The sequence below is a fragment of the Bifidobacterium hapali genome (genome assembly GCF_002259755.1).
GTDB classification, from domain to species: domain Bacteria; phylum Actinomycetota; class Actinomycetes; order Actinomycetales; family Bifidobacteriaceae; genus Bifidobacterium; species Bifidobacterium hapali.
The window spans coordinates 25,522-47,450 of record NZ_MWWY01000019.1 but is presented as its reverse complement, the minus strand read 5'-3'; the positions used below and the strand labels follow the sequence as shown (position 1 = coordinate 47,450).

Sequence of the window (21,929 nt, the reverse complement as noted above, 5' to 3'; positions counted from 1 at the left end):
GGATGGTCGTCGGGAGGTGCTTTCTGTGGCCGAGGGTATGAAGGAGGACGCGGAAAGCTGGCGTGGATTCATTACCGGTATGCTCGCGCGTGGGTTGAAGGGCGTGCGATTGGTAACGGGTGACCGGTGCGCGGGACTCGTGGCCGCCGTGAACGAACTGTTGCCGGAGGCGCGTTATCAGCGGTGCATGGTGCATTTCGAACGCAATATCCTCGCCAAGGTCAACCCCAGAAACCGGGAGTGGGCTGCGGACGCGCTTAAGGCCGTGTTTGCTATGGAATCACGCGACAAGGCGTTGGAGAAGGCGGAATCCGTCGCCAAGGAACTGGAGACAAGGAAGCTCAGAGAGGCTGCCAAATGCCTGCGCGAAGGCATTAGCGAGACGACGACCTACCTGCTCGACGACTATCCGAGGGAACATCGCCGGCGCATCCGTACGAACAACATGATCGAACGATTGAACCGCGAGATCAGGCGACGCACGCGCGTGGTCGGCTCGTTTCCGGACGGGCGGAGCGCGTTGATGCTCGTCTGCGCGCGCGTCCGCTACGTGACCTCGAACGAGTGGTCGACGCGCCGTTACCTCGACATGTCCCGGCTCGGTGAGAGCGTACCAGTAGCGAACTGATCATCGTCGCAGAGCCGGGCGAAGACCAAAGTGCGCAAGAATCCGGGCACTACCCCGCCACTACCTGAATAGCGTGGCAGAAATATCTCGCTGAGACAGGCGCCAGTGAGCGAAAACCGCCACTAACAGTAACGAGTGGCAGAAAACGCTTGCTCACTAAGGCGTCAGCGAGCGAAAACCGCCACGCACGGAGCCTGTGTACATAATCGAATCACGGAGCCAGTGTGCGTTATACACTCACAGACACTCACAGAGCGTGTGCATAATCATGAGTGAACTGAGTCATCGGTCATCTGAAATGAGACGGTGAGATGAGCAACAGTCCTACCGCTGCAACAAAAACCAAGCGCCCCGCGTCAGCGTCCCTGCTTGCGATGACGTCGGTCCACAATCGCCTGCGATCCGCGATCAGACAGTTGCGAAACCACCGCGCCGATCGCCGCGGACAATGCCGAAAAGAGTAGGCTCATCACAAAACTCTCGTGATCGTCTACCACGCCGTCGCCGAGCGCCCCTGCGCCAGACTTGCGCCGCGACGTACCGCGATTCCACAGCACCGTAAATACTTTGCCAGCTACGAATCCTGCTATCGACGGCAGCGCAGCTTTCAGTAGCTTGTCACCGAGGGAATCCGGGTCGTTGAGTCGCTCGGCTCGCATAGTATCCACCTTCTCATTGATTTTGTCGAATCCTGCGACGATGCGGTCCGCGGTCGATTCGATCTGCAAATCGGTCATAATTACCATTATTTTGCGAGGTCACGACGCGCGACGGTGTAACACGACGCGCGTCGTTGCGATCATATTCGGACGCGCGTCACCGAACAGCCCGCACACTGAGTACAGTAGAGGTATGTTTGAAATAAACCGTGGCAACGATGCAATTACGGGACGACTGGTGCTCATGCGGCACGGGCAAACTGCGTGGAGCGAGTCCGGACAGTACACTGGTCGTACGAATATTCCGCTGACTGATGTGGGTGAACAGCAGGCGCGTGATGCTGGCGTGCGCATTCGTGAGTTGTTCCCGCAAGGTTTTGATGCGGATTGTGTGTTCGCAAGTCCGTTGCGTCGCGCGCAGCAGACGGCATGTTTGGCTGGGTTTGATCCGCAGCCATTGGACGCGCTGATGGAGTGGGATTACGGTCGTGCGGAAGGCCGGACGCGTGCGACCGTGCGGCAAATGCACGGCGGCGAGTGGGATGTGTGGCGGGATGGGCCGCAGTCGCTAGATCAGTCGATGGAAGGCGATTGGACGGAAACGTTACCGAACGGCGAGCATGTACCGGTACATAACGGGCCGGGTGAGTCGGTTGAGGATGTGTACGAGCGTGTACAGATCGCGATTGATACGGCACTGCCGAAGTTGACGGAGGGACGCAACGTACTGTTTGTTGCGCATGCTCATGTGTTGCGGATTTTGACGATGCGATGGCTGGGACTCGAACCGCATTTGGGACGGTTGCTGCGGTTTGATACCGCGCATTATTCGGTATTAACCGTATACAAAGGCGATCGCGTGATCGAACGCTGGAACTGCTGACGCAGCGTCCTTCAAGGGGAGCTATGAACATCGCCTGACGTGGAAGAAGACTAGCGCGTGGCGGTTTTTGCTCGCTGAGTACTGTCTCAGCGAGCAAAAACCGCCACTACCACGTCAGCACGCCACACGCGCAGGGACAGGGACACCCAGCGTGGCGTAGGCAATCAGGCGCAAAAACCATGCCACACAACCACAAAAACGCCTTTTTCTCGGTTATGTGGCAATTCCCTCATGACATGAGTACGGGGGTATAATGCCTTAAATCGTTGGAATTCCAACGATTTAAGGCATTGAGACATTGCCACAAAACGTGAATATAACGTTATATAACGTTTGTGTGGCACCAAGATTTGCCACACAAACGTTTTTTCGACGATTTTTGCGTTGTGTGGCAATAGGAGACCAATAAGAGATGCATGCCCGCGATTAATATGCACATCTCTCGAGTCCAAAGTCACAAAAAAAGAGGCGCTGTGCATAGGGGTGCATGATTTGGACTCAAGAGACGCAAGAATTGCATTTCTCAACAACCACAACAATCTCAAATATGGGCAAATAGGGGTTACCGCGCGAGTGCCGGCTACTGCAAAAGCCACGCGGTGGCATCACTCGGGAGCATACCGTTTTCGAGCGGCACGGATGTGAGTATCACGTCGCCATCAGCAGCGGTTTCAGCCAGTACCAGCGGGTCTGCGCCGAAATTCGTCACCGATACGAACGCGCGTCCATCCTCGGCAGACGGTCGACGGTACGCAATCACATCGTCACCAAGATCAAGCCAATCGAACGAATCTGCGTCACCAGTTGCCGTCAACAGCTCCGCGCGCAATGACAGTACGCGACGATACAGATTCAGCATCGACTCGTCGTTTGCATCCTCAACGTCCACCGCGTAATCCTTGAACCACAACGGTTGCGGCAGATGCGGATCAGCGGCCGACACCGTTGCGCCATCAACAGTGCGCGTCGCCGGCGAGAATCCAAATGAAGCTCCCGTACCAAACTCGTGCGGCAGATCGGTTGACCAGTCAGCCACGGCAGGTGTGTCGGTCGAATCCCACGGCAGTGGCACGCGGCAACCGTCGCGACCCTTGTCGGTGAAGTTGCGCCGCGTGTTGAACGGTGTCGGGTCCTCAAGACGATCCCACGGAATATCTGCGACCTCCGGCAGACCGAGCTCCTCGCCTTGATACACGTAAATCGAACCCGGCAAACCCATTTCCATCATCACACCGGCGCGAGCGCGACGTGCGCCCAGTGCGCGGTCTTCGGGGTAACTGGTTCCGTTGCGCAGTAGCCAGTCGTGCGCGAGCTGATGGAACGGCGCGTTCTTAACCTGCGGCAAACCGTAGCGCGATGGGCTTCGCGGCACATCGTGATTATTCATCACCCACGTCGTTGTTGAGCCGTCAGTTTCCGCCGCCGACGCGAGTCCTTCGCTAATCGCTGCGCGGAATTCGTCAGCCGCCCAGCCAGCTTTAGCAAACTCGAAGTTGAACACTTGACCGAGCTCGTCGGTGCTGGCGTAGAGGTGCTGGTGTTCGGGCACGACCCACGCTTCACCAACTGCGAACCGCGGCGGATTGTACTCGTTGAAGACCTCACGCCATTCGCGGTAAATCTCGTGAACTTCAGGACGATCCCACAGCGGGCTCATGCCGTCGTGGCAGGTTTGCTGCTGGACGCTGTCGGCTGGCATGTCGGCGAGCGGCGTGGATTCGAGATCTTTGGCCAGTCCGTGCGCTACGTCAATGCGGAAGCCGTCAGCGCCGTGGTCTGACCAGAATCGCAGCGTTTTCTTGAACTCCTCGTGGATGTCGGGGTTCTTCCAGTTGACGTCGGGCTGTTCCTTAGCGAAGATGTGCAAATACCACTGACCGTCCGGCACCTGCTCCCATGCGGGACCGCCGAACAGCGACTGCCAGTCGTTTGGCGGCAACTCGCCGTGCTCGCCGCGGCCGTCGCGGAAGATGTAGCGGTCGCGCTCGGGACTGCCTGGCGCGGCGGCGAGAGCCTGCTGGAAGAAAACGTGCTTACTTGCGGTGTGATTCGGCACGATATCGACGATGACTTTGATGCCGGCTGCATGAGCGGCTTCGGCCATCGCGTCGAAATCGGTCATGGTGCCGAGACGCGGGTCGACGTTGCGATAGTCGATGACATCGTAGCCGCCGTCGGCGAGATCGGACGGGTAGAACGGGCTGAGCCAGATCGCGTCTACGCCGAGAGTCTTGAGATAGTCGATACGCGCGGTGATGCCGGCGATGTCGCCGAGTCCGTCGCCGTTGACGTCTTGGAAACTGCGCGGATAAACCTGATAGACGACTGCTTGCTTCCACCAGTCGTCGCGAAGATTATTGGCTGTCATGATAGGACGTTCCTTCCTTGCGTGGCGTGTGTGCGGGCCACGTTCTGCGACGTTGAAGATGTTTGATTGATCGTCGAACTGGCTGACGATCAATCGCTGATGACAACGATATCATGATGGGCGGTCAGATGCGTCGATTATGTACTATTTATTTGCGGGAGGTGCGGTGGTATCGCGGAGCATAAGCGGAGTTTGAGGGATGATAAATGCGGTGGAGCTGTCATTGATGATATCGATGTCATTGGTTGCATGCGTTGTAGCGTGCGCCGCATCGTGCGCCACGTTGTTCGTCGCAGGGTGCGCCGCATCGTCGACGAACGTATCGTCGCCGAACGCAGCATCCGAGCCAATCAACCGCAGCGCACGCCGAGCAATCGCGGCACCCATCGCAAACGGGTCCTGATGCAGCGTCGTCAACCCAATATCAGCCGCACAACCAGCATCGTCGAAACCAATCACCGACATATCTTCCGGCACTCGCCGACCATACTGGCGCAACCGAAACAGCAGCGGCACAGCGATCGCGTCGTCACTCGTCGCAACTGCGGTAGGCATCGGCAATCGGCCAACCAGCGCGTTGAGCGCATCGTTCACTTGCGACGGTCCCTGTGAGATCGTAAACGGCATCGCTTCAACGCCATCATGCGCGGCGCACGCGTCCAGCAATCCCTTGAGCCGCGCGCTTGCACTGTACCGCAGCGTACTGCGCGGGTCGGTGTATCCGATGAACGCAATCCGCTTATGTCCGAGCGCAATCAAATGTTCAGCCGCCGCGCGTTCTGCCGCATAATCATCGATACTTACGCCAGCGTCAAACCCGTCGTTCGACGGAATATTAATGCCGAGAATCGGCACGTTCATCGCTTTGAGTTTGCGCACTTCAGCCGGCTCAATATTGAACGAACAGACCACCACCGCGTCCGCGTTGCGCCGCACCGGCAGACTGGTGAAGAACTCGCGTCGCTGCGCCGCGCTCGACATAGCAAACACGGAAATATCGTAACCGGCCGGGTGCAGTACTGAGTCAAGACCGGCGTATACGTGCGCGTTAAACCATGTCGCGATATCGTCACTGATCAGCAGTGCGATGCGAAACGACTGTCCGGACTTCAACGCGGCAGCCGATCGTGAGATGTGATAGTCGAGTTTGTGCGCGGCGGCCATCACTTTGTCGCGAGTCGTCGGCAGTACGAGATCGGGTTTCGCAAACGTGCGCGAAACTGTGGTGACGGAGACGCCGGCCTCTCGCGCCACTGCTTGAATGCTGGCTTTCTTCGCCATGACCGTCTCCTTTGTTGCGGGGTTGTTGCGGGGTTGCTGCTGCGCTGTTGCTGTGCTGCTGTTTGCGCGCGCAACGTTCACGCGTTGCTCACACGCCGCTCATCTGCAGCAGCTGATCGACAGTGACAAACTCGTATCCTTGCGCTTTGAGATCGTCAATAATACGCGGCAGCGCGGCCACAGTTTGCGTACGATCGCCACCGCCGTCGTGCATGAGTACGATCGCGCCGTTATGTGCGCCCGACATCACCGCATCGTGAATCGCGTTTTCGCCCGGCAACTTCCAGTCTTCGGTATCGATATCCCACAGTACGTTCATGCTGATCAGATCGCCGGTCACCGCCCACTGTTTCATGCCAAACGCGCCGTACGGAGCGCGGAGGACTTTCGTATCCACGCCCGATGCGTTTTTGATATTCGCGAATCCGTCTGTAATATCTTTGCGCAGTGCGGCATCGTCAAGGTCTGGCATGTTCGGATGTGTGTTGCTGTGACTTGCGACTTGGTGACCTTCCGCAACCATCCGCCGCTCCGCGTCCGGGAACGCAAGCGACTGCTGGCCGACGTCAAAGAACGTGGCCTTTGCGTGCTTGTCTTTGAGTATGTCGAGTATGCTTGCGCTGTATTGGCTCGGCCCATCGTCGAACGTGAGCGCGATGACCTTGCGTCCGTCAGGCCGCAAAATCGGCGCATCGACTACCATATCGGTCGGCTGTTCGACCACATCTTTCGGTACTTCTTTGCCGGACTCGCGACCGATCCACACTTCGCGCACGCCGTTTTTGCCGAGCGTTTTCAGCCGCTGAATCGGCCCGCCGACCAACGAAATACGTTCGGTACTGAACGGGACTGGGTCCTTGCGTACGTCGTGTTCTTCAGTAGTGTCGGTGCCTGATTTGACGGTGATCGTGGCGTTTTCTGGGACGATCTGACTTGCTTGTGTGCTTGCGTCTACGTTTTGCCCGGCGATGGTTACGGTGATTGGATTGCCGCCAGTTTCGTCAATTGTCGAGCCGTCGATGGCGAGTAGTTTGCCCGGTTTCGCGCGGAAGTTTTGGTTTGCGGTGAGTAGCTCGGCGACCGTCGTGTTCACGCGCGTGCGGACTTCGTCGCCGTTGACAGTCACGTAAATCGGACGCCATTCGGTTTGCCACAAATGCCATCCCCAGCCACCGCCGGTTGCGAACAGTGCGATCACGATTAAGCAAATCAATACGCGCGGCCAGACTCGCTGTTTGCGCACGACGCGAGTTGCGTGAGGATTGCTGGGATTGTCGAGATTGCGCTCGTCAAAGTCGGCAAACTGATTGTCGAGCTGATTGTATGGATCGTTAAACTGATCGTTCGATGCTGATGTCGCGTCAGAGTACTTAGCGGCTTGGTTGAGCGGCTGAAACTGGATGATCGGCTGTCGATGCGCGGACTCGGACGGGGCGAATTGCGGCGGACGATCGGTGCTCGGTCCGGGGGTGTTGGCCGGGCTGTTACTGTGGTGAGGTCCGTTTGTGTTGTACGGTCCGCCGTGCGGCTCGTCATTGAATCCGTCGGAACCGCCGTCGGAGCCGGGGTGTGCGCTAGTCATAACCCCAATTATTCCCCCTCTGCTTGACGCGCGCGGAAAGACACGCAGTATTGCTCGCGTGATCGCAGCGGCGAGCGTTGCTGAGTTGTGTCGTGCGCTGCTCTGAAGCGAGATCGGGGTGATAAACCGTTGTGCTGTCCCGTTTTTCGGTCGCATAACCGGCGTGAACCGTGTAGAGACGCTACGCTAGGCTATGTATTAGGCGGAATTCTCCGCTGCGAAAGACGCTCAGCCTTTGACTTCACTATATCGCGCCGAATAATAACCGTTGATCCAGTGCCGGTATCTTGTGCATGCTCTCGTCCTAAACCGTCGCTGATGCGCTCATTGCGGTCGATGGATCCATGGTGAAAGGGACAACGCCGACTTTCAAAGATCATCAGGGCTTACTATTAAGACAATGTTAAGAAGCTTCTTAACAAGCTGGTCAAAGATGACGACATTTTAGTCTGGTGAGTACGGAGCGGCGCAGCATATGAGGATTGGGTAGACCGATGGATGAAGAGCCGGCCGAAGTATTGCATTCCGTTGCTATACTGAGTGCTAGGTCGCGTGGTTGCATGGCAATAGGTCTGCGACGGAACATGACCGGAAGGGCGGTGTCGAAGATGTCCCTCAGCAACGAGAATCGTCTGCACTTAAGACAGTTGACGCCTCGGTATGATCCGGCTCATCATGGCATGTACGCGCATGCCCTATACAACGCCTGCAATCCCACGGGTTGTCCGCAGCCAAAAAATGTGTCGCTGATGGGTAGCTACGGCACCGGGAAAAGCAGTATCATTCAGGGTTTTGAACATGAGGTGCGTCGTAGTTATATCGAATCCCGTATGGTGCGTTTTGACCGATCGCTGAACCGGTTGGTTGAACACACTTCGCACGGATTCAGGGAATGGCTGGAATTGACATTGCGTGCTCGCTGGCAGCGGCACGTCGAATCACAAATCGCTCAATACTCAGCGCCTGGATGTATCAAGGTCACGTCGCTGTTGCTATGTCCCGAGGACGAGCGCAAAAGCACGGATCGATACGAGGACGGAGATATTCACGATATTGAGGAAACGACTACGATCGACGGAAAAGTCACGGGAATCGTCAGTCGCACGGAGAAGCTACACAAGCTGCGCGAGGACTATCAGACCGAGCAGATTCAGAAGGAGATCATCAAACAACTCATCTACGGCGTGAAACCATACGATGTGGAGAAATCACATTTCCGCCGTCTGCGCTCGAGACATGTTCTGCGCGAATACGTGAGGCCATGCGTGATGGTTGCGTTGACCGCACTGGTTTTGGTGGTGATTGGAGATCTGCTTGGCAACGGATTTGCGGTGGACAGAATCGGTCATCATATCGACGCATGGGCTGTCCTGTGGCTGCTGCTTACGGTGATCGGCTGCACGGTCGTGGCGATGTTTCTCGATCGGTTACAGACATTTTCGATTCAGACGACGCTCTCTGATAGTGTGTCGTTGTCAGTCGACGAGCGGCACACTATCGACATCTTCGACAAATACGTCGACGAAATAGTGTTCCTGCTCGAGAAGGAAAGAACACGGTATGTCATTTTCGAGGACCTTGACCGTGCCGCCGATTGGAATATCTACTATGAACTGCGGGAACTGAATACGCTGATCAACGCGTCCACGCAGGCTCACGGGCAGACGGTCACGTTTATTTATGTGATGGGCGACGCTGCGATGGACATCAATCGATACGATGTTGATTCTGGTAAGTGGCAGGACGATGGTGACATGCTGTCGTCGTTTGAAGTGGCTGAACGCAAGGCGAAGTTCTTCGACGTGAACGTATACGTGCGTCCGTTTGTGACTGTGGGCAATGCTGGTGCAATATTCAGTGACATGCTTACAGCTGATACCTGCGATGATACGAGCTGCTATCGTGTTGACGATTTTCGAGACGGTTCGGTAAGGAGCGACAGGGACGGAGACGGCGATGCCTAATGAATCGATGTTTGGAAGACTGCGCAAAGCCATCGCCGCTGCAGTGACCGTTCTACGTGACGGGCAAGGGAGTAGTAGCATAAGATCTGAGACGCCCAAGACTGCAGATAGTGTCTACGTTGCTGAGGACGGTATCGCAGTCAATAGCGCGATCAACGTGTTGTCCGCGACGGATGACGGTCTCGATCCGGCCTTGATTGGTATCATCGCACGTGAATTTCCCGACTATCGCATTCTGATCGATATCAGAAACATGTATGAAATAACCAAACAGCGTATCTTCGCTATGCATTCGGACAAGGAACGTGGTAACTGGCATTTTTCCGCGAATGAATGCCTGATGATTAGCGCGATTCGTATCGGATTCCCGCGCTTGTTTAATCAGATTATCCGTAACGACCTCCGTTTGGGAGAACTAATCTCCCAATGTGAGGATTTGTCCGACGAAGCCACCGTAGGCTCCGTCGGCGATGGCGACGACATCCAGACGAGCGAGCAGCCGATTGATGACGATTACCGCCATCGCGTGCAACGTGCCTATGACGAATTCAATAAAGCAGTGCCTCCGTTCGTTAGACACTGCTTTACAGAGGACGCACGATACCTAAGTATCAACTATCTGTTGTATATGGCCGACTGGGAAGGCGACCTGACCGCGGCCGGATGGGTACTCATGAACTCGAACCGCAGCAGCAGGCTGTCCGGCCTGCTTATCAGCGATACTGATGCGCTCGGCATTGTTTCCTCTTACGCTCCGCGTGAATGGGCTCGCCGTCTTGCCAACAACCGTACATTCATGAAATACGTGCTCGACCGGCTATCACAAGACGTACAAAGCTGGGGCGACGCGAATAATGTCTTGAATATGCCAATGCGTCCTTGGAACCCAGATACCGAGCAGATCATCTACCGCGCGTTACGACACAGCCTGCGTCCGTCCGAAGCTGAAGTTGCCGATATCACGGTTTATTGTGAGGGTAACCGGTACTATCACACGCTTAGGTCCGTGTATCCACAACTTGCGCCTGGCGTTCAGCAGCAGGTGTTGGCGAACGTGTTGTCTCCGATCTGTCTGGTCAGTGCGTCCGGAGTCGAATCCGTTGAACAACAGCAGCGACATGTTGCGTCGTTCATTGCACTTGCCAACGATCTGTACAAGAACGAGGAGGCGACGCTTGACAAAACCTTTTCACACAATCTAACCGAATCGGATGCAGGCACCTGCTCCAACGGTATGCTATACATTGGCCTGTGCGGTGAAACCGAGTTCGGGGATGTTCAGGGATATCTCGATCGCGAGCGTCAGTTGTTCGCCGAACTAGCTGATGACGGCATACGGCGATACCCGCACGACGCTGCGATCCTGAACGATCTAGGCGTGTTGCACCGGCGTATGCGGCGGTTCGCGGATGCCGAACGGGAATTACGGGAAGCGTTGGCGCTGTGCCCGATTGCACGTTTGGGAGAGCAGATGACTGTACGACCGGTAACCCGGTCGAATGGGACGGATAGTGCCTTGAGACCGGGCGATGGCAGTGACGCAAATTCCTGTATTCATGTCGGTCCGATCGCTGTGGCGGCCTACTGCAATCTCGGGTCGATGCAAGCTGCACTCAGCCGGTTTGATGAAGCACAATACAATCTGACTTCGGCGCTGCAAATCATCTGCTATGCACAGTATCCAGAAGATCATGCTTGGTGGGAAGATGTGTCTGACAAGTCTTTGCAGCGTGAGCCAGCGACGCACTATCAGACCATCATTGCGAATGAATCAGACGCTGTACGCATTGTGGCGGCCGTGTTGAACAATATCGGTACGCTGCATATTAAAACGGAGGAGATCAGTAAGGCGGAGATCGAACTTGTAGGCTCGATCAAAATGTTGAATATGGATGTCGATTGCACACTCAGTCAATTCGAAGACAAAGGAGACAAAGACAAGAATGGCTTGGAGGAACGGTACTCCACCACTGAGGGCGAGCTGAGCACACAGCTTTCAAACTGCCAAGACCCGTATCTGGCGATGGTGCTCAACAATCTCGGCAACCTGCACCGTCGTACCAGTAACCAGTGCAAGGCACAGCTGGAAGTCGACGCGGCAATGCGTATCTATCAACGGCTGGCGGGTCTCGAACCGGGTACAACGATCGTTGAAACGACTCCTGCGCTAGACAATGCGGCCACTGCAGTTGTCGCCTCGGCTGACGGTCGCGACGATGAGTATACGATCTCCTGTGCTGATCTGGTTGCTATGAATTCGTCGTATTCACCATACATTGCTATGGTCGCCAACAATTGCGGTAATCTCAAACGGCGTAGCAAACTCGACGACGAGGCAAGCCTCGCACTTCATGTCGCGTTGGAGCTGTACCGCCGACTGTCTGAACAGTTCTCTCCAATCAACGACCATACTATGTATCTCGCCGATACGGCGATGGTGCTCAACAATCTCGGTAATCTGTACGGGGATAACGGCGAAATGCTCAGCGAAGCTGAACGGGTGCTGTCTGAAGCGCTCGCGATCCGAACAAGGCGTATGACGCCGGGGACGGATGATATGCCTGATATCGCCATGCTTCACAACAATATAGGAGTGAACTATGGCAAGATGAAGGCTTTCACTAAAGCGCGCAACCATTTTGAGGAGTCTCGACGTATACGCGAGGAGCTCGCACTGTCTCGAGGTAATCTGGGGTTGCAGATTTATCAGCCGCGCGTGGCTGACACGGAGAATAATCTCGGTAATCTGTACATGCAGATGAAACTGGTCAAGGATGCTCTGCACGAGTTTAGCGCAGCTCTCAACGAATACAAAGAATTGTTGGTCAATAAATCACAGACTGGCGTGTACCTGCCGCGTAAAGCGATGGTGCTCAACAATCTTGGCATACTGTATATGATTGTCAGGCAAAGACAGCAGGCACAGCAATGTTTCGCTGAATCGCTGGATGATTACGAAACCCTGTTAAAATCGTTTAGTGGAAAATACGAGCCGCGTAAGGCGATGGTGCTCAACAATCTTGGGAATCTGTATGCGATGTACAGGGATGATGACGAAGCCATTAAACGGTTGAAAGATTCGCTGGGCATTTACCGGAATCTAGACCGGTCGATGTACGGAGCGAATCTCGCGATGACGCTCAATAGCCTATGCGTGCTATACCAGCGCAAATGGGAGCATGCCGTGTCTATGAACGGCAGTGTTCCCGACGAAGTGTCAAAACCTCTGCGCGAATACGCGAACGCGATGGCTGATGTATGCTACGAGCGTAATGAAACGGCGCGTGCAGTGCCGTTTCGTACGCTGGCTCAGCTGCTCGATGACGAGTCCAGCGATGGAATGAATGGTGCAGATTCGGCAGATTCACCGGCTTGATCAAGGAGACCTTGACTAAATCAGATTCCAGTGAGCAGAACGAATTATTCCAACAATCGGTGCTGTTCGACAGTTTGCTGAGCATTACGTTATCGGCTGAAAACGTAATGGGCGTGAACGACAAGAGAGGGTACGAACGTGAGATCGCATGGGTGTTCCTTCTGGTATAACGAATTTCTTGTGGACGACATGATCGGCGTGATTCAATGAATTCATACCTATTTGAAGGGTGGCACTGTTGTCCTTACGAACAATGAAGTCGCCGTGTATAAGATACAGTGCCATCGTGTTGGCAGACGATACCACATTAGTTTCATATTAATGACGTATCACTTACAACACAGTCCAGCCAAAGTGATCGACGATTTGACTGATCGTCTACTACGATGACTGATGGATGTATACACCGATAAGGAGGCCGTGATGGGCAACATGATGAGACTGACTCGCCTGTCCTTGACGAATTATCGAAAATTCGGTGGTCAGCCGTCTCCTGATGATACAGGCCAAGATTCGGGCAAGCAAGTTGTTCCCGGACTGAGCATCGATTTCGATGAATACATGACTGTGCTGGTTGGTGTCAACGGTGCTGGCAAGACCTCGGTGCTTGATGCGATCGCGGTGGCGTTGAGTCCATTCTTGTCGAGATTCCCAGATGTCAACGGGCCGTCGATTAGGTCTTCGGATGTCTATCGGCTACGTACAGTGGAGGGTGGTGAGTCGGACATTCAGCCACATTACCCTGTGGTCATCGATGCCAAAGCGATCATCGCCTCGCCCACGTCATGGGAAACGTATCAGTGTCGAGGAGAGTCGTTTGCATCTGAATGTGAGTGGAAACGAACACTGAATACCGCCAAAGGGCATACCACGTCAGCTAAGGCGCGCGAGCTTAACAAATTGTCCGACGATTATCAGCAGCAGACACAGGACGATTCTCATACGATGCTGCCGGTGCTGGCCTATTATGGTACCGACCGTCTGGGGCTGCGTGAGAGAGCCCAATGGAAATCGCATTCGAAGACGTTCAAGAATCGTTACGAGGGATATAGTGAGTGCCTTGATCCCCATCTGAACTTCAAGCAGTTGAATACGTGGTGGCGCAAGCAGTACGACCGTGATCGGCGTGGACTTGACGTGCCGACATTCTACGCGGTACGTGACACTGTTACCGAGTGTATCGAACGGTTCACCGGCAATACGAAGGCGGTTGTCGACTACGACTACGGTGATGGCTTGGTGGTGAGCTACACCGATAGTGATGGTGTGTATTTCGAAAACCAGAAGTTTGAGGATTTGAGCGACGGCTACCGCGTGGCCATTGGCTTGGTGGCTGACATCGCATGGCGTATCGCCGCATTGAATCCGTTCATGGGTCGTGATGTGGTCAAGAAGACCTCTGGCATTGTACTTGTCGACGAGGTGGATCTGCATCTGCACCCGGTGTGGCAGGAGAAGATGCTTGGTATGTTGCGTGAGCTGTTCCCCTGTGTGCAGTTCATTGTCGCCACGCATGCTCCGCTGGTGATCTCCTCGGTGAAGTCGAAGAATTTGCGTGTGCTGGGCAAAATGCCTAAGGAAGAGTTGCCAGCCTCAGGTGTCGAAGGACTGTATTTTGCCAAAGAACCCGACGACGAAATGTATGGGGTCAACGCAAACGCGGTATTGCGCGAGCTTATGGGATCAACGGACAAGCCGAAGAAAGTTCAAGATCTGTTGGACGAATTCGGGCGTTTCCTAAATGACAGAGAGTATGAGCAGGCCCGGAATGTGCTGCGCCGGTTGAGCTCGGAAGTGGGAGTGGATGCCGACAATCCTGATCTGACCGGGGCTTGGGCTGCGTATTACTTCCATAGTCATGGAAGGAAGTTGAATGCTGTACGTGAATAAATCCGAGGGACATCCGCCGCAAGACGAGTTGAAACAGGTCAAGGCTGTTCTCAAGCGCAAAAGGCGAACGATTAATTATGATGAGGCGTACAAGGAACCCTCCACCAAAGAGCTATTGTCGGGATTGATCGATCATTTGGTTGATGACCAGCGAGGGCTGTGCGTATATTGCTCGTGCCGGGTCGAAGGTCATGGCCATGCAAAACCGTTATCGAAGATACTGGGAGAAGTGCGGGATGATCCTGTTACAGCCCATGTTGAACACTATATTCCTCGGCATCCGGGCTTGTGGTATCGCGGAAGTGGTTCGGCATCCGCCGATATACTTTCCTTGGACTACAACAATATGTTCGCGGCATGTCTAGGAAAAGGAAGTACTTGTGACAGGTCACGTGGCAACCGAAAATTGCATATTGATCCCCGTAATTGGTCGGATGTTGAGACCATTTTCTATACGTCCGGTGGTGAAGGATTCTCTACAGCTGGACGGGAATGCTCTCATAATGAAACGATTCAGCATGATATCGATGATGTGCTCAATCTGAACCACGAACGATTGCGTGCAAGACGCGCCACGGTGCAACAGATGTTATATGACATGTTTCGCGGATTGTCGGATGCAGATGCGGTGGAATGGTGTCAGGAACTGCTTGCTGAGCTGCGTAGTGACGTTCGTCCGCCGTCTTTCGCTCCGATGCTGATTTGGATGCTGGAGGATAGTCTTGATTTGCCGCACACTGGTATGGTTGCTACAGAGGAATGACCGGCGAACCTGCATTTCGAGTTGCATCACAAGCCACGTAGAGGCCGTAAGGTAACCTGTGTTCGGCGGAAAACGGCGATGTGGCGGAGGTGCGTTATGGCTGGAATTGTGTTGATCGGCGCCCAGTGGGGCGACGAGGGCAAAGGTAAGGCGACGGATTTAATCGGTACAAAAGTCGATTATGTTGCACGGTTCAACGGTGGTAATAACGCAGGTCACAGCGTTGTCGTCGGCAACGAATCGTACGCGCTGCATTTGCTGCCGTCCGGTATCATTAGCCCGAACGTGACCCCGGTCATCGGCAACGGTGTTGTGGTCGATCCTGAAGTCCTGTTCGAGGAAATCGACGGTCTTCAGTCGCGCGGCGTCGACTGCTCGCGTCTGCTCGTTTCTGAAGCGGCGCACATCATCGCGCCGTATCATCGCGTACTCGACAAAGTCACGGAACGCTTCCTCGGCAAGCACAAAATCGGCACCACCGGCCGTGGCATCGGCCCGGCCTACGCCGATAAAATCAACCGCGTCGGCATCCGCGTGCACGATCTGTTCAACGCCGACCATCTGCACGACAAGGTCGAAGCCAGCCTGCACCAGAAGAATCAGATTTTGGTCAAGCTATACAACCGCCGCGCCATCGACGTCGACCAGACCACCGACGAGCTGCTGAAGCTCGGCGAACGCCTGAAGCCGTACGTTGCGAACACTGGCCTGATTTTGAACAAGGCGCTCGACGAGGGCAAAACCGTGCTGTTTGAGGGCGCGCAGGCTACGATGCTCGACGTGGATCACGGCACGTATCCGTTTGTGACCTCGTCCAACCCGACCGCGGGCGGCGCGTGCACTGGTACTGGCGTCGGTCCGACCAAGATTTCCCGCGTGATCGGTGTATCCAAGGCGTACGTGACGCGCGTGGGCGAAGGTCCGTTCCCGACCGAGCTGTTCGACGAGTCCGGCGACTGGCTGCGCGCGCAGGGTCACGAATACGGCGTGACGACTGGCCGTCCGCGCCGCTGCGGCTGGTTCGACGCGGTTGTGAACCGTTACGCGAGCCAGGTCAACGGTTTGACTGACATCGTGCTCACTAAGCTCGACGTGTTGACCGGCCTGAAGGAAATCCCGATCTGCGTGGCGTACGACGTGGACGGCGAGCGGTTCGACGATATGCCGACCGATCAGGCCGCGTTCGCTGCTGCGAAACCGATTTACGAGACGATGCCGGGCTGGACTGAGGATATTTCGACCGTGCACACGTTCGAGGATCTGCCGGCGACCTGCCAAGCATACGTCAAGCGACTTGAAGAGCTGTCGAACTGCCGTATTTCGGCGATTGGCACTGGCCCGCAGCGCGATCACATTATTTCGGTGCACTCGCTGATCGACTAGTTGCGATTATGTGCGAGGCATCTGTGGTTGTTTCACGGAACGTTTCACACTGGACTTGAGGATCGACATGACTGACGACGACCTTCCTTCGCTTGAGATGCCGATTCTCAAGCAGATGACGTCGGCGGATAACGCCGCGCCATCAGCGATGCCGTCATCGACGGGCGAGGATACTGGCAGCTCAGGTGAAGTTTCCGCTGGCGACGGTAGCGTTCCGTCTTCAGCGTCTTTGGAATCGTCAGAGTCTTCAGAAGACACGATCGAATCAGCCGCAGCCGCGCAATCTTCCGCCGCAGCCGCGCCCGTAGCGGCTGCGCCCGCAGCGCCAGCGCAACCTGCAGCCGAAGCATCCCCAACCACGATGGAATTCGCGTCCACGCGCGTGAACGCATCCTCCGGTCATCCGATCGCAGCCATACTCAGCAAAGGTCAGCCTGCGCCACCACAAATCCCACTCGCGCCAATGAAACGTATGCAAGCGCGATTCAACCCGCTCGCCGACGGCATGCTGTACCTTGTCGTATTTCTCGGCGGATTCGTCGGCACTGGCATACGCTACGGTCTTGGATTGCTCTTGCCTGCGCCGCTCGCCGTAGACGGCTTTTTCCACGCGTTTCATCCAGCCACGTTCATCGCAAACATGTGCGCATGCTTTATTTTCGCGGCGCTCAGTGCGTACATGTCGCAGGCGTCGTGGATTCGCAAACGCGTGCGCCAGCTGACCAGTCGCGGCGTCGGCATGGGCATGTGTGGCGGTTTTTCAACCCTATCTGCAATGGCTATCGAAGACCTGACTTCGGTACAGCACGGCCAGATTGCGGGATTTGTGGCTTATACGTTACTCAGTTTCGCGTGTGGTTTGATCGTGGCGTGGCTTGGTACGCAGTTGGCGCTGCGGACGGCTGCGAAGCGATCTGTCAAAGCATTGCACGAGCAGGTGGCGGCCGGTGACGGCTCATATGTTGAGCGTTCAACTGCGCCGCGCGGGGACTATGGGCAGCCGATCACTAATGTGAACGACGATAATATTGGCATTCAGCCACAAGCTGAGGTTCGCGCAAGTGGTGGCTCTGGCGCTGCGCGTTCCATCCAATCAACCACCGATTCGCACGGCGCCGCAGCGAATGGAGTCACCGAAGTCGCACTGGTCCCAGCGTTCGAGCCGGACCCCGTAACCGACGAAATCCCAATGGTCGCCGATCCGGTGCGAGGGGAGGCTCACGCGCAATGACAACACTGACCACAGCTCTCATGATCTGCGTGTGCGGCGGACTAGGTGCGGTAACTCGCTTCGTACTCAACACGTCAATCCAACGCTTGTGGAATCGAGCATTCCCGCTCTCCACGTTTATCATCAACGTAATTGCAACGTTTTGCGCGGGTATTGCAGCCGCCTCATATGCATACCAGACCGTCGATCAATACACGTATTTGCTATTTGTCACCGGATTCCTCGGTGGATTTTCCACGTTTTCGACCGCGATCAACGAAATCGTGTCGCTCACGCGACGCAAACGATTTGTCATGGCAGCGCTCTATTGTGCACTCACGATTGTTGTGCCGTTGCTGTGTGTGGCCGGTGGTTGGGCAGTAATTGCCGCATCTCAGGCGTGAGTCGTTGCGGGGCGCCCCACGCGCGTTACTCGGCCTGCGACAGACGTCACATCGCGTGGGCTTTTGCGATCTGAGAGGCAGTTTTTGCTTGTTGCACAGGTCTTTCTGCAAACTGAGAGGCAGTCTCTCTGCGGGCAACCCCTCAAATGCAGGCGTTAGGGGGTGTGATATGTGGTTAGTTCAGGTGTGACCTGCCTCTCAGTTTGCAAAAAGACCCTCACGCGTCCCAAAAACTGCCTCTCACATCGCAAAAAGCTAGTTCGATTATCACGTCGCATTGTCAGTGTGTCAGTAAAATGTATTCCGGTTATGTTCGATTGTCTGTTGTCGCCGCTCGTCGGCCGATCCCACGACTGACAATCAAACAAAAATAGGTGAACAGAGTGTGGTGTGAAAGGTGGTGTACGGATGGTCGGTATGCGTGATGTGGCTAAAAAAGCCGGAGTCTCGCTAAGTACCGTATCGTTGGTGGTGAACGGCACTGGATATGTATCTGACGACATGCGTTCGCGTGTCACTGAGGCAATGCGCGAGCTCAACTATATTCCCAACGAATTGGCGCGCAATCTATACCGCGATCGAACCAATATGATCGGCGTGATCGTGCCGACCATCCGCCACCCGTTCTTCGCAACGCTCACCGCCGCACTCCAGCGCGAGTTTTCCGCGCGCGGCTTGCACACGATGTTGTGTTCAACTGCTGACACGGACGCCGGCGAAGCTGAGTATGTTGACATGCTGCGCCGTCACATGATGGATGGCATCGTGATGGCCGCGCACACTGCTCATCCGGTTGATTATTGGACGTCGATTGGGCGTCCAGTTATTGCGTTTGACCGGTATCTTGGCCCGGGTATTCCGTCGATCGGCTCCGATCATGAGCAGGGCGGCCACATGCTCGCGGATTTGTTGATTCGTTCCGGTGCGCGCCATGTGGTGATGGTTGGCGGCCCGCGCTCGCAGTTCCACGATTTGGCCGCGGGCGGCGCGGACACGGTCGGTGCTGGCGTACATGACACCACGTTTCCGACTGTGCGCTACTACTTGACGTTGGAGCGCGAGTTGACTGCTGCTGGCGTGCGGTACGACTATATCGAGGCTGGCGAAGTCGGCGATTTTGAGGGGTATGCGATCGCCGTGCATCGCCTATTTGAGTGGTTCGGTGGCGTGGGCGACGGCCGTGGCGAGGATACGGTTGACGCGATTGTCAGCTCTGATATTGGCGCTTCGTACGCGGTGCAGGAAGCGTTGCGTTGTGGATTGCGCATTCCGAAGGATGTACAGATTGTCGCCTATGACGGCACGTATATGGCTGATACGGCGGGCGTACATTTGACTGTGATTCGTCAGGATTTTGAAGCGCTTGCTGCGGCTATCGCAGTGCGTATGACTGGGCTAATTGAAGGCGAGTCTAACGGCGTGTGTGCTGATGGTGATTCGTGCGTTGACCTCGTACCGGTCTCACTGCTTCCCGGTGATTCGACTAAGTAAGGTGCAGTCGGTTCTCGGGTAATTCCCAATCGCAGATCGAGCGTCACATATTGCTGCTCCCCTTAAAGCACGTTGCTTACAAACAGCTCTGCTGTTTGCTTCACGGTGCTTATTGACAAGGGGAGTTGTCTCGGCAAAGTTTTTTTATCTTGGCTCCCCTTGCTAGGGAAGCTGTCGACGAAGTCGACTGAGGGGTAGTCAACACGGGTTGAACGTCCCGAAGTGTGCTACCCCTCAGTCGACTTCGTCGACAGCTCATCCTGCAAGTTCAGACGCGTTTCGTGCGCATCGCCGACGAACCGGTTCGATTTGACCAGCTCGAACCGGTTCGATATAGTGAGTGATGGTATGTCATGGCATGCAGTCGAACCTGACGTGTGCACCGAATCTTTTCTAGACAAGGAGATTCAATGAAGAACACTGTTCAACTCATCACCTACGCCGACCGACTCGGCGACGGCGATATCAAGTCGCTCACCGATATCTTGCGCACTCGTTTCGACGGCGTGTATACCGGCGTACATATTTTGCCGTTCTTTACGCCGTTTGATGGCGCGGACGCAGGATTCGATCCGGTCGATCATACGAAGGTTGACCCTCGTCTCGGTTCGTGGGACGACATCGCCGACCTCAGCAAGACCCATGACATCATGGTCGACACGATCGTGAACCACATGAGCTGGGAATCTCAGCAATTCCAAGACGTCATGAAGAACGGCGAAGCGAGCCCGTACTACAAGATGTTCCTGACCATGAGCACTATTTTCCCCGATGGTGCCACGGAAGAAGACCTCGCCGGCATTTACCGTCCGCGCCCGGGTCTGCCGTTCACGCACTACACTTGGGCTGGCAAGACACGCCTCGTGTGGACCACCTTCACCCCGCAGCAAGTTGACATCGACACTGATTCAGCTGAAGGTTGGGCATACCTGACTTCTATCCTCGACCAGCTGTCCACCAGCCACGTCAAGTTCATTCGTCTCGACGCGGTTGGTTACGGCGCGAAGGAAGCTAACTCCAGCTGCTTCATGACCCCGAAGACGTTCAAACTCATCGAACGAATCAAGGAAGAAGCTGCTGCGCGCGGACTCGAAACGCTCATCGAAGTGCACTCGTACTACAAGAAGCAGGTCGAGATCGCGCACAAAGTCGATCGTGTATACGATTTCGCGCTGCCGCCGCTACTCCTGCATGCGATCTTCACCGGCCGCACTGACGCAGTCGCCCACTGGGTTGACGTTCGTCCGAACAACGCGGTCACCGTGCTCGATACGCACGATGGCATCGGTGTCATCGACATCGGCTCTGACCAGCTCGACCGCAGTCTCAAGGGACTCGTGCCCGACGAGGACGTCGACAATCTCGTCAACACAATTCACAAGAACACGAACGGCGAATCGCAAGCTGCGACTGGTGCCGCTGCGAGCAACCTCGACTTGTATCAGGTCAACAGCACGTACTACTCCGCGCTCGGCTGCAACGATCAGCACTACATTGCTGCTCGCGCCGTCCAGTTCTTCGTGCCGGGTGTGCCGCAAGTCTACTATGTTGGAGCGCTCGCAGGCGCGAACGATATGGACTTGCTGCATCGCACGAACGTTGGCCGCGATATCAATCGTCACTATTACTCGACCGCTGAAGTCGACGAGCAGCTCAAGCGTCCGGTGGTGCAGGCACTCAATGCACTGTGCCGTTTCCGCAACGAACTGCCAGCGTTCGACGGTGAGTTCTCGTACGCGGCTGACGGCGATCGTTCAGTGACGTTGACGTGGACTGCGAAGGATGATGCCGGCACTGTTACGTCGCGTGCGGAAATGGTATTCGAGCCGTCGCGCGCGCTCGGCGCAGACAACGACGCGTCGATCGTAACGTTGCGCTGGACTGACGCTGCCGGCGATCACGAGACTGCCGATCTCATCGCTCAGCCGCCGGTTGTGGCTCGCTGAGTTTGCTTTTGACCCGCTGGGTTGGCCCGCGGCCTATTACGATTGTGGCCTCGCGCTGTTGTTCATGGTATTCAATAGTGCGAGGCCGCAATTTTCCCTTT

17 protein-coding genes are annotated in these 21,929 nt (G+C 55.5%); 12 read left to right on the top strand and 5 right to left on the bottom strand.

Features of this window, described 5'->3' with window-relative positions:
• Positions 1-628 (top strand): IS256 family transposase (locus BHAP_RS04190; RefSeq protein WP_211279686.1); only part of this gene is annotated, 628 nt, incomplete at its 5' end.
• 356 nt (positions 629-984) lie between these two features.
• Here the strand turns inward: BHAP_RS04190 and BHAP_RS04185 are convergent.
• Entirely contained in the window at positions 985-1,365 is a 381-nt protein-coding gene (locus BHAP_RS04185; protein ID WP_244569290.1) for a DUF4235 domain-containing protein, read from the bottom strand.
• Positions 1,366-1,480: 115 nt separating this feature from the next.
• On the opposite strand from BHAP_RS04185, the gene BHAP_RS04180 reads away from it, so the two are divergent.
• Positions 1,481-2,170: a histidine phosphatase family protein gene (locus BHAP_RS04180; RefSeq protein ID WP_094729497.1), complete on the top strand. Its 690-nt coding sequence runs from the start codon at positions 1,481-1,483 to the stop codon at positions 2,168-2,170.
• Between the two features lie 580 nt (positions 2,171-2,750).
• Here BHAP_RS04180 and BHAP_RS04175 read toward each other — a convergent pair.
• The 3 genes from BHAP_RS04175 to BHAP_RS04165 all read right to left on the bottom strand — a co-directional run bounded on the left by BHAP_RS04175 (position 2,751) and on the right by BHAP_RS04165 (position 7,401).
• Entirely contained in the window at positions 2,751-4,538 is a 1,788-nt protein-coding gene (locus BHAP_RS04175) for a glycoside hydrolase family 13 protein (RefSeq protein ID WP_094729496.1), read from the bottom strand.
• Positions 4,539-4,682: 144 nt separating this feature from the next.
• Positions 4,683-5,819, bottom strand: a complete 1,137-nt coding sequence (locus BHAP_RS04170; RefSeq protein WP_094729495.1) for a LacI family DNA-binding transcriptional regulator — start codon at positions 5,817-5,819, stop codon at positions 4,683-4,685.
• A gap of 88 nt (positions 5,820-5,907) precedes the next feature.
• Entirely contained in the window at positions 5,908-7,401 is a 1,494-nt protein-coding gene (locus BHAP_RS04165; RefSeq protein ID WP_094729494.1) for a polysaccharide deacetylase family protein, read from the bottom strand.
• Positions 7,402-8,231: 830 nt separating this feature from the next.
• Between BHAP_RS04165 and BHAP_RS04160 the strand changes: the two genes are divergently transcribed.
• The 9 genes from BHAP_RS04160 (at position 8,232) to BHAP_RS04125 (ending at position 19,882) form a co-directional block, all read left to right on the top strand.
• On the top strand, positions 8,232-9,365 hold the full coding sequence (locus BHAP_RS04160; RefSeq protein ID WP_143248732.1) for a YobI family P-loop NTPase: 1,134 nt from the start codon (positions 8,232-8,234) through the stop codon (positions 9,363-9,365).
• A complete protein-coding gene (locus BHAP_RS04155) occupies positions 9,358-12,741 on the top strand; it encodes a tetratricopeptide repeat protein (protein ID WP_094729492.1) in 3,384 nt (1,127 codons plus the stop codon). Before BHAP_RS04160 ends, BHAP_RS04155 begins: the two co-directional genes overlap by 8 nt.
• 11 nt (positions 12,742-12,752) lie before the next feature.
• Positions 12,753-12,911, top strand: a complete 159-nt coding sequence (locus BHAP_RS11615; RefSeq protein ID WP_158216428.1) for a hypothetical protein — start codon at positions 12,753-12,755, stop codon at positions 12,909-12,911.
• 253 nt (positions 12,912-13,164) lie between these two features.
• Positions 13,165-14,631 (top strand): AAA family ATPase, encoded by a 1,467-nt coding sequence (locus BHAP_RS04150; RefSeq protein WP_158216427.1) that lies wholly within the window; start codon positions 13,165-13,167, stop codon positions 14,629-14,631.
• A complete protein-coding gene (locus tag BHAP_RS04145; protein ID WP_094729490.1) occupies positions 14,615-15,394 on the top strand; it encodes an HNH endonuclease family protein in 780 nt (259 codons plus the stop codon). The genes BHAP_RS04150 and BHAP_RS04145 overlap by 17 nt, the downstream gene beginning before the upstream one ends.
• Before the next feature lie 96 nt (positions 15,395-15,490).
• Entirely contained in the window at positions 15,491-16,777 is a 1,287-nt protein-coding gene (locus tag BHAP_RS04140) for an adenylosuccinate synthase (protein WP_094729489.1), read from the top strand.
• Positions 16,778-16,844: 67 nt separating this feature from the next.
• Positions 16,845-18,008, top strand: coding sequence for a fluoride efflux transporter FluC (locus BHAP_RS04135; protein ID WP_244569289.1), 1,164 nt, complete (start codon positions 16,845-16,847; stop codon positions 18,006-18,008).
• Positions 18,005-18,391, top strand: a complete 387-nt coding sequence (locus BHAP_RS04130; protein WP_169713164.1) for a fluoride efflux transporter FluC — start codon at positions 18,005-18,007, stop codon at positions 18,389-18,391. The genes BHAP_RS04135 and BHAP_RS04130 overlap by 4 nt, the downstream gene beginning before the upstream one ends.
• Before the next feature lie 408 nt (positions 18,392-18,799).
• A complete protein-coding gene (locus BHAP_RS04125; protein WP_094729488.1) occupies positions 18,800-19,882 on the top strand; it encodes a LacI family DNA-binding transcriptional regulator in 1,083 nt (360 codons plus the stop codon).
• A 227-nt stretch (positions 19,883-20,109) separates the two neighbouring features.
• Here BHAP_RS04125 and BHAP_RS11610 read toward each other — a convergent pair whose 3' ends face one another.
• Positions 20,110-20,265 (bottom strand): hypothetical protein, encoded by a 156-nt coding sequence (locus BHAP_RS11610; RefSeq protein ID WP_158216426.1) that lies wholly within the window; start codon positions 20,263-20,265, stop codon positions 20,110-20,112.
• A gap of 27 nt (positions 20,266-20,292) precedes the next feature.
• On the opposite strand from BHAP_RS11610, the gene gtfA reads away from it, so the two are divergent.
• Complete coding sequence (gene gtfA, locus BHAP_RS04120; RefSeq protein WP_094729487.1) at positions 20,293-21,828, top strand: sucrose phosphorylase; 1,536 nt, start codon at positions 20,293-20,295, stop codon at positions 21,826-21,828.
• The last annotated feature ends 101 nt before the right edge of the window (positions 21,829-21,929 follow it).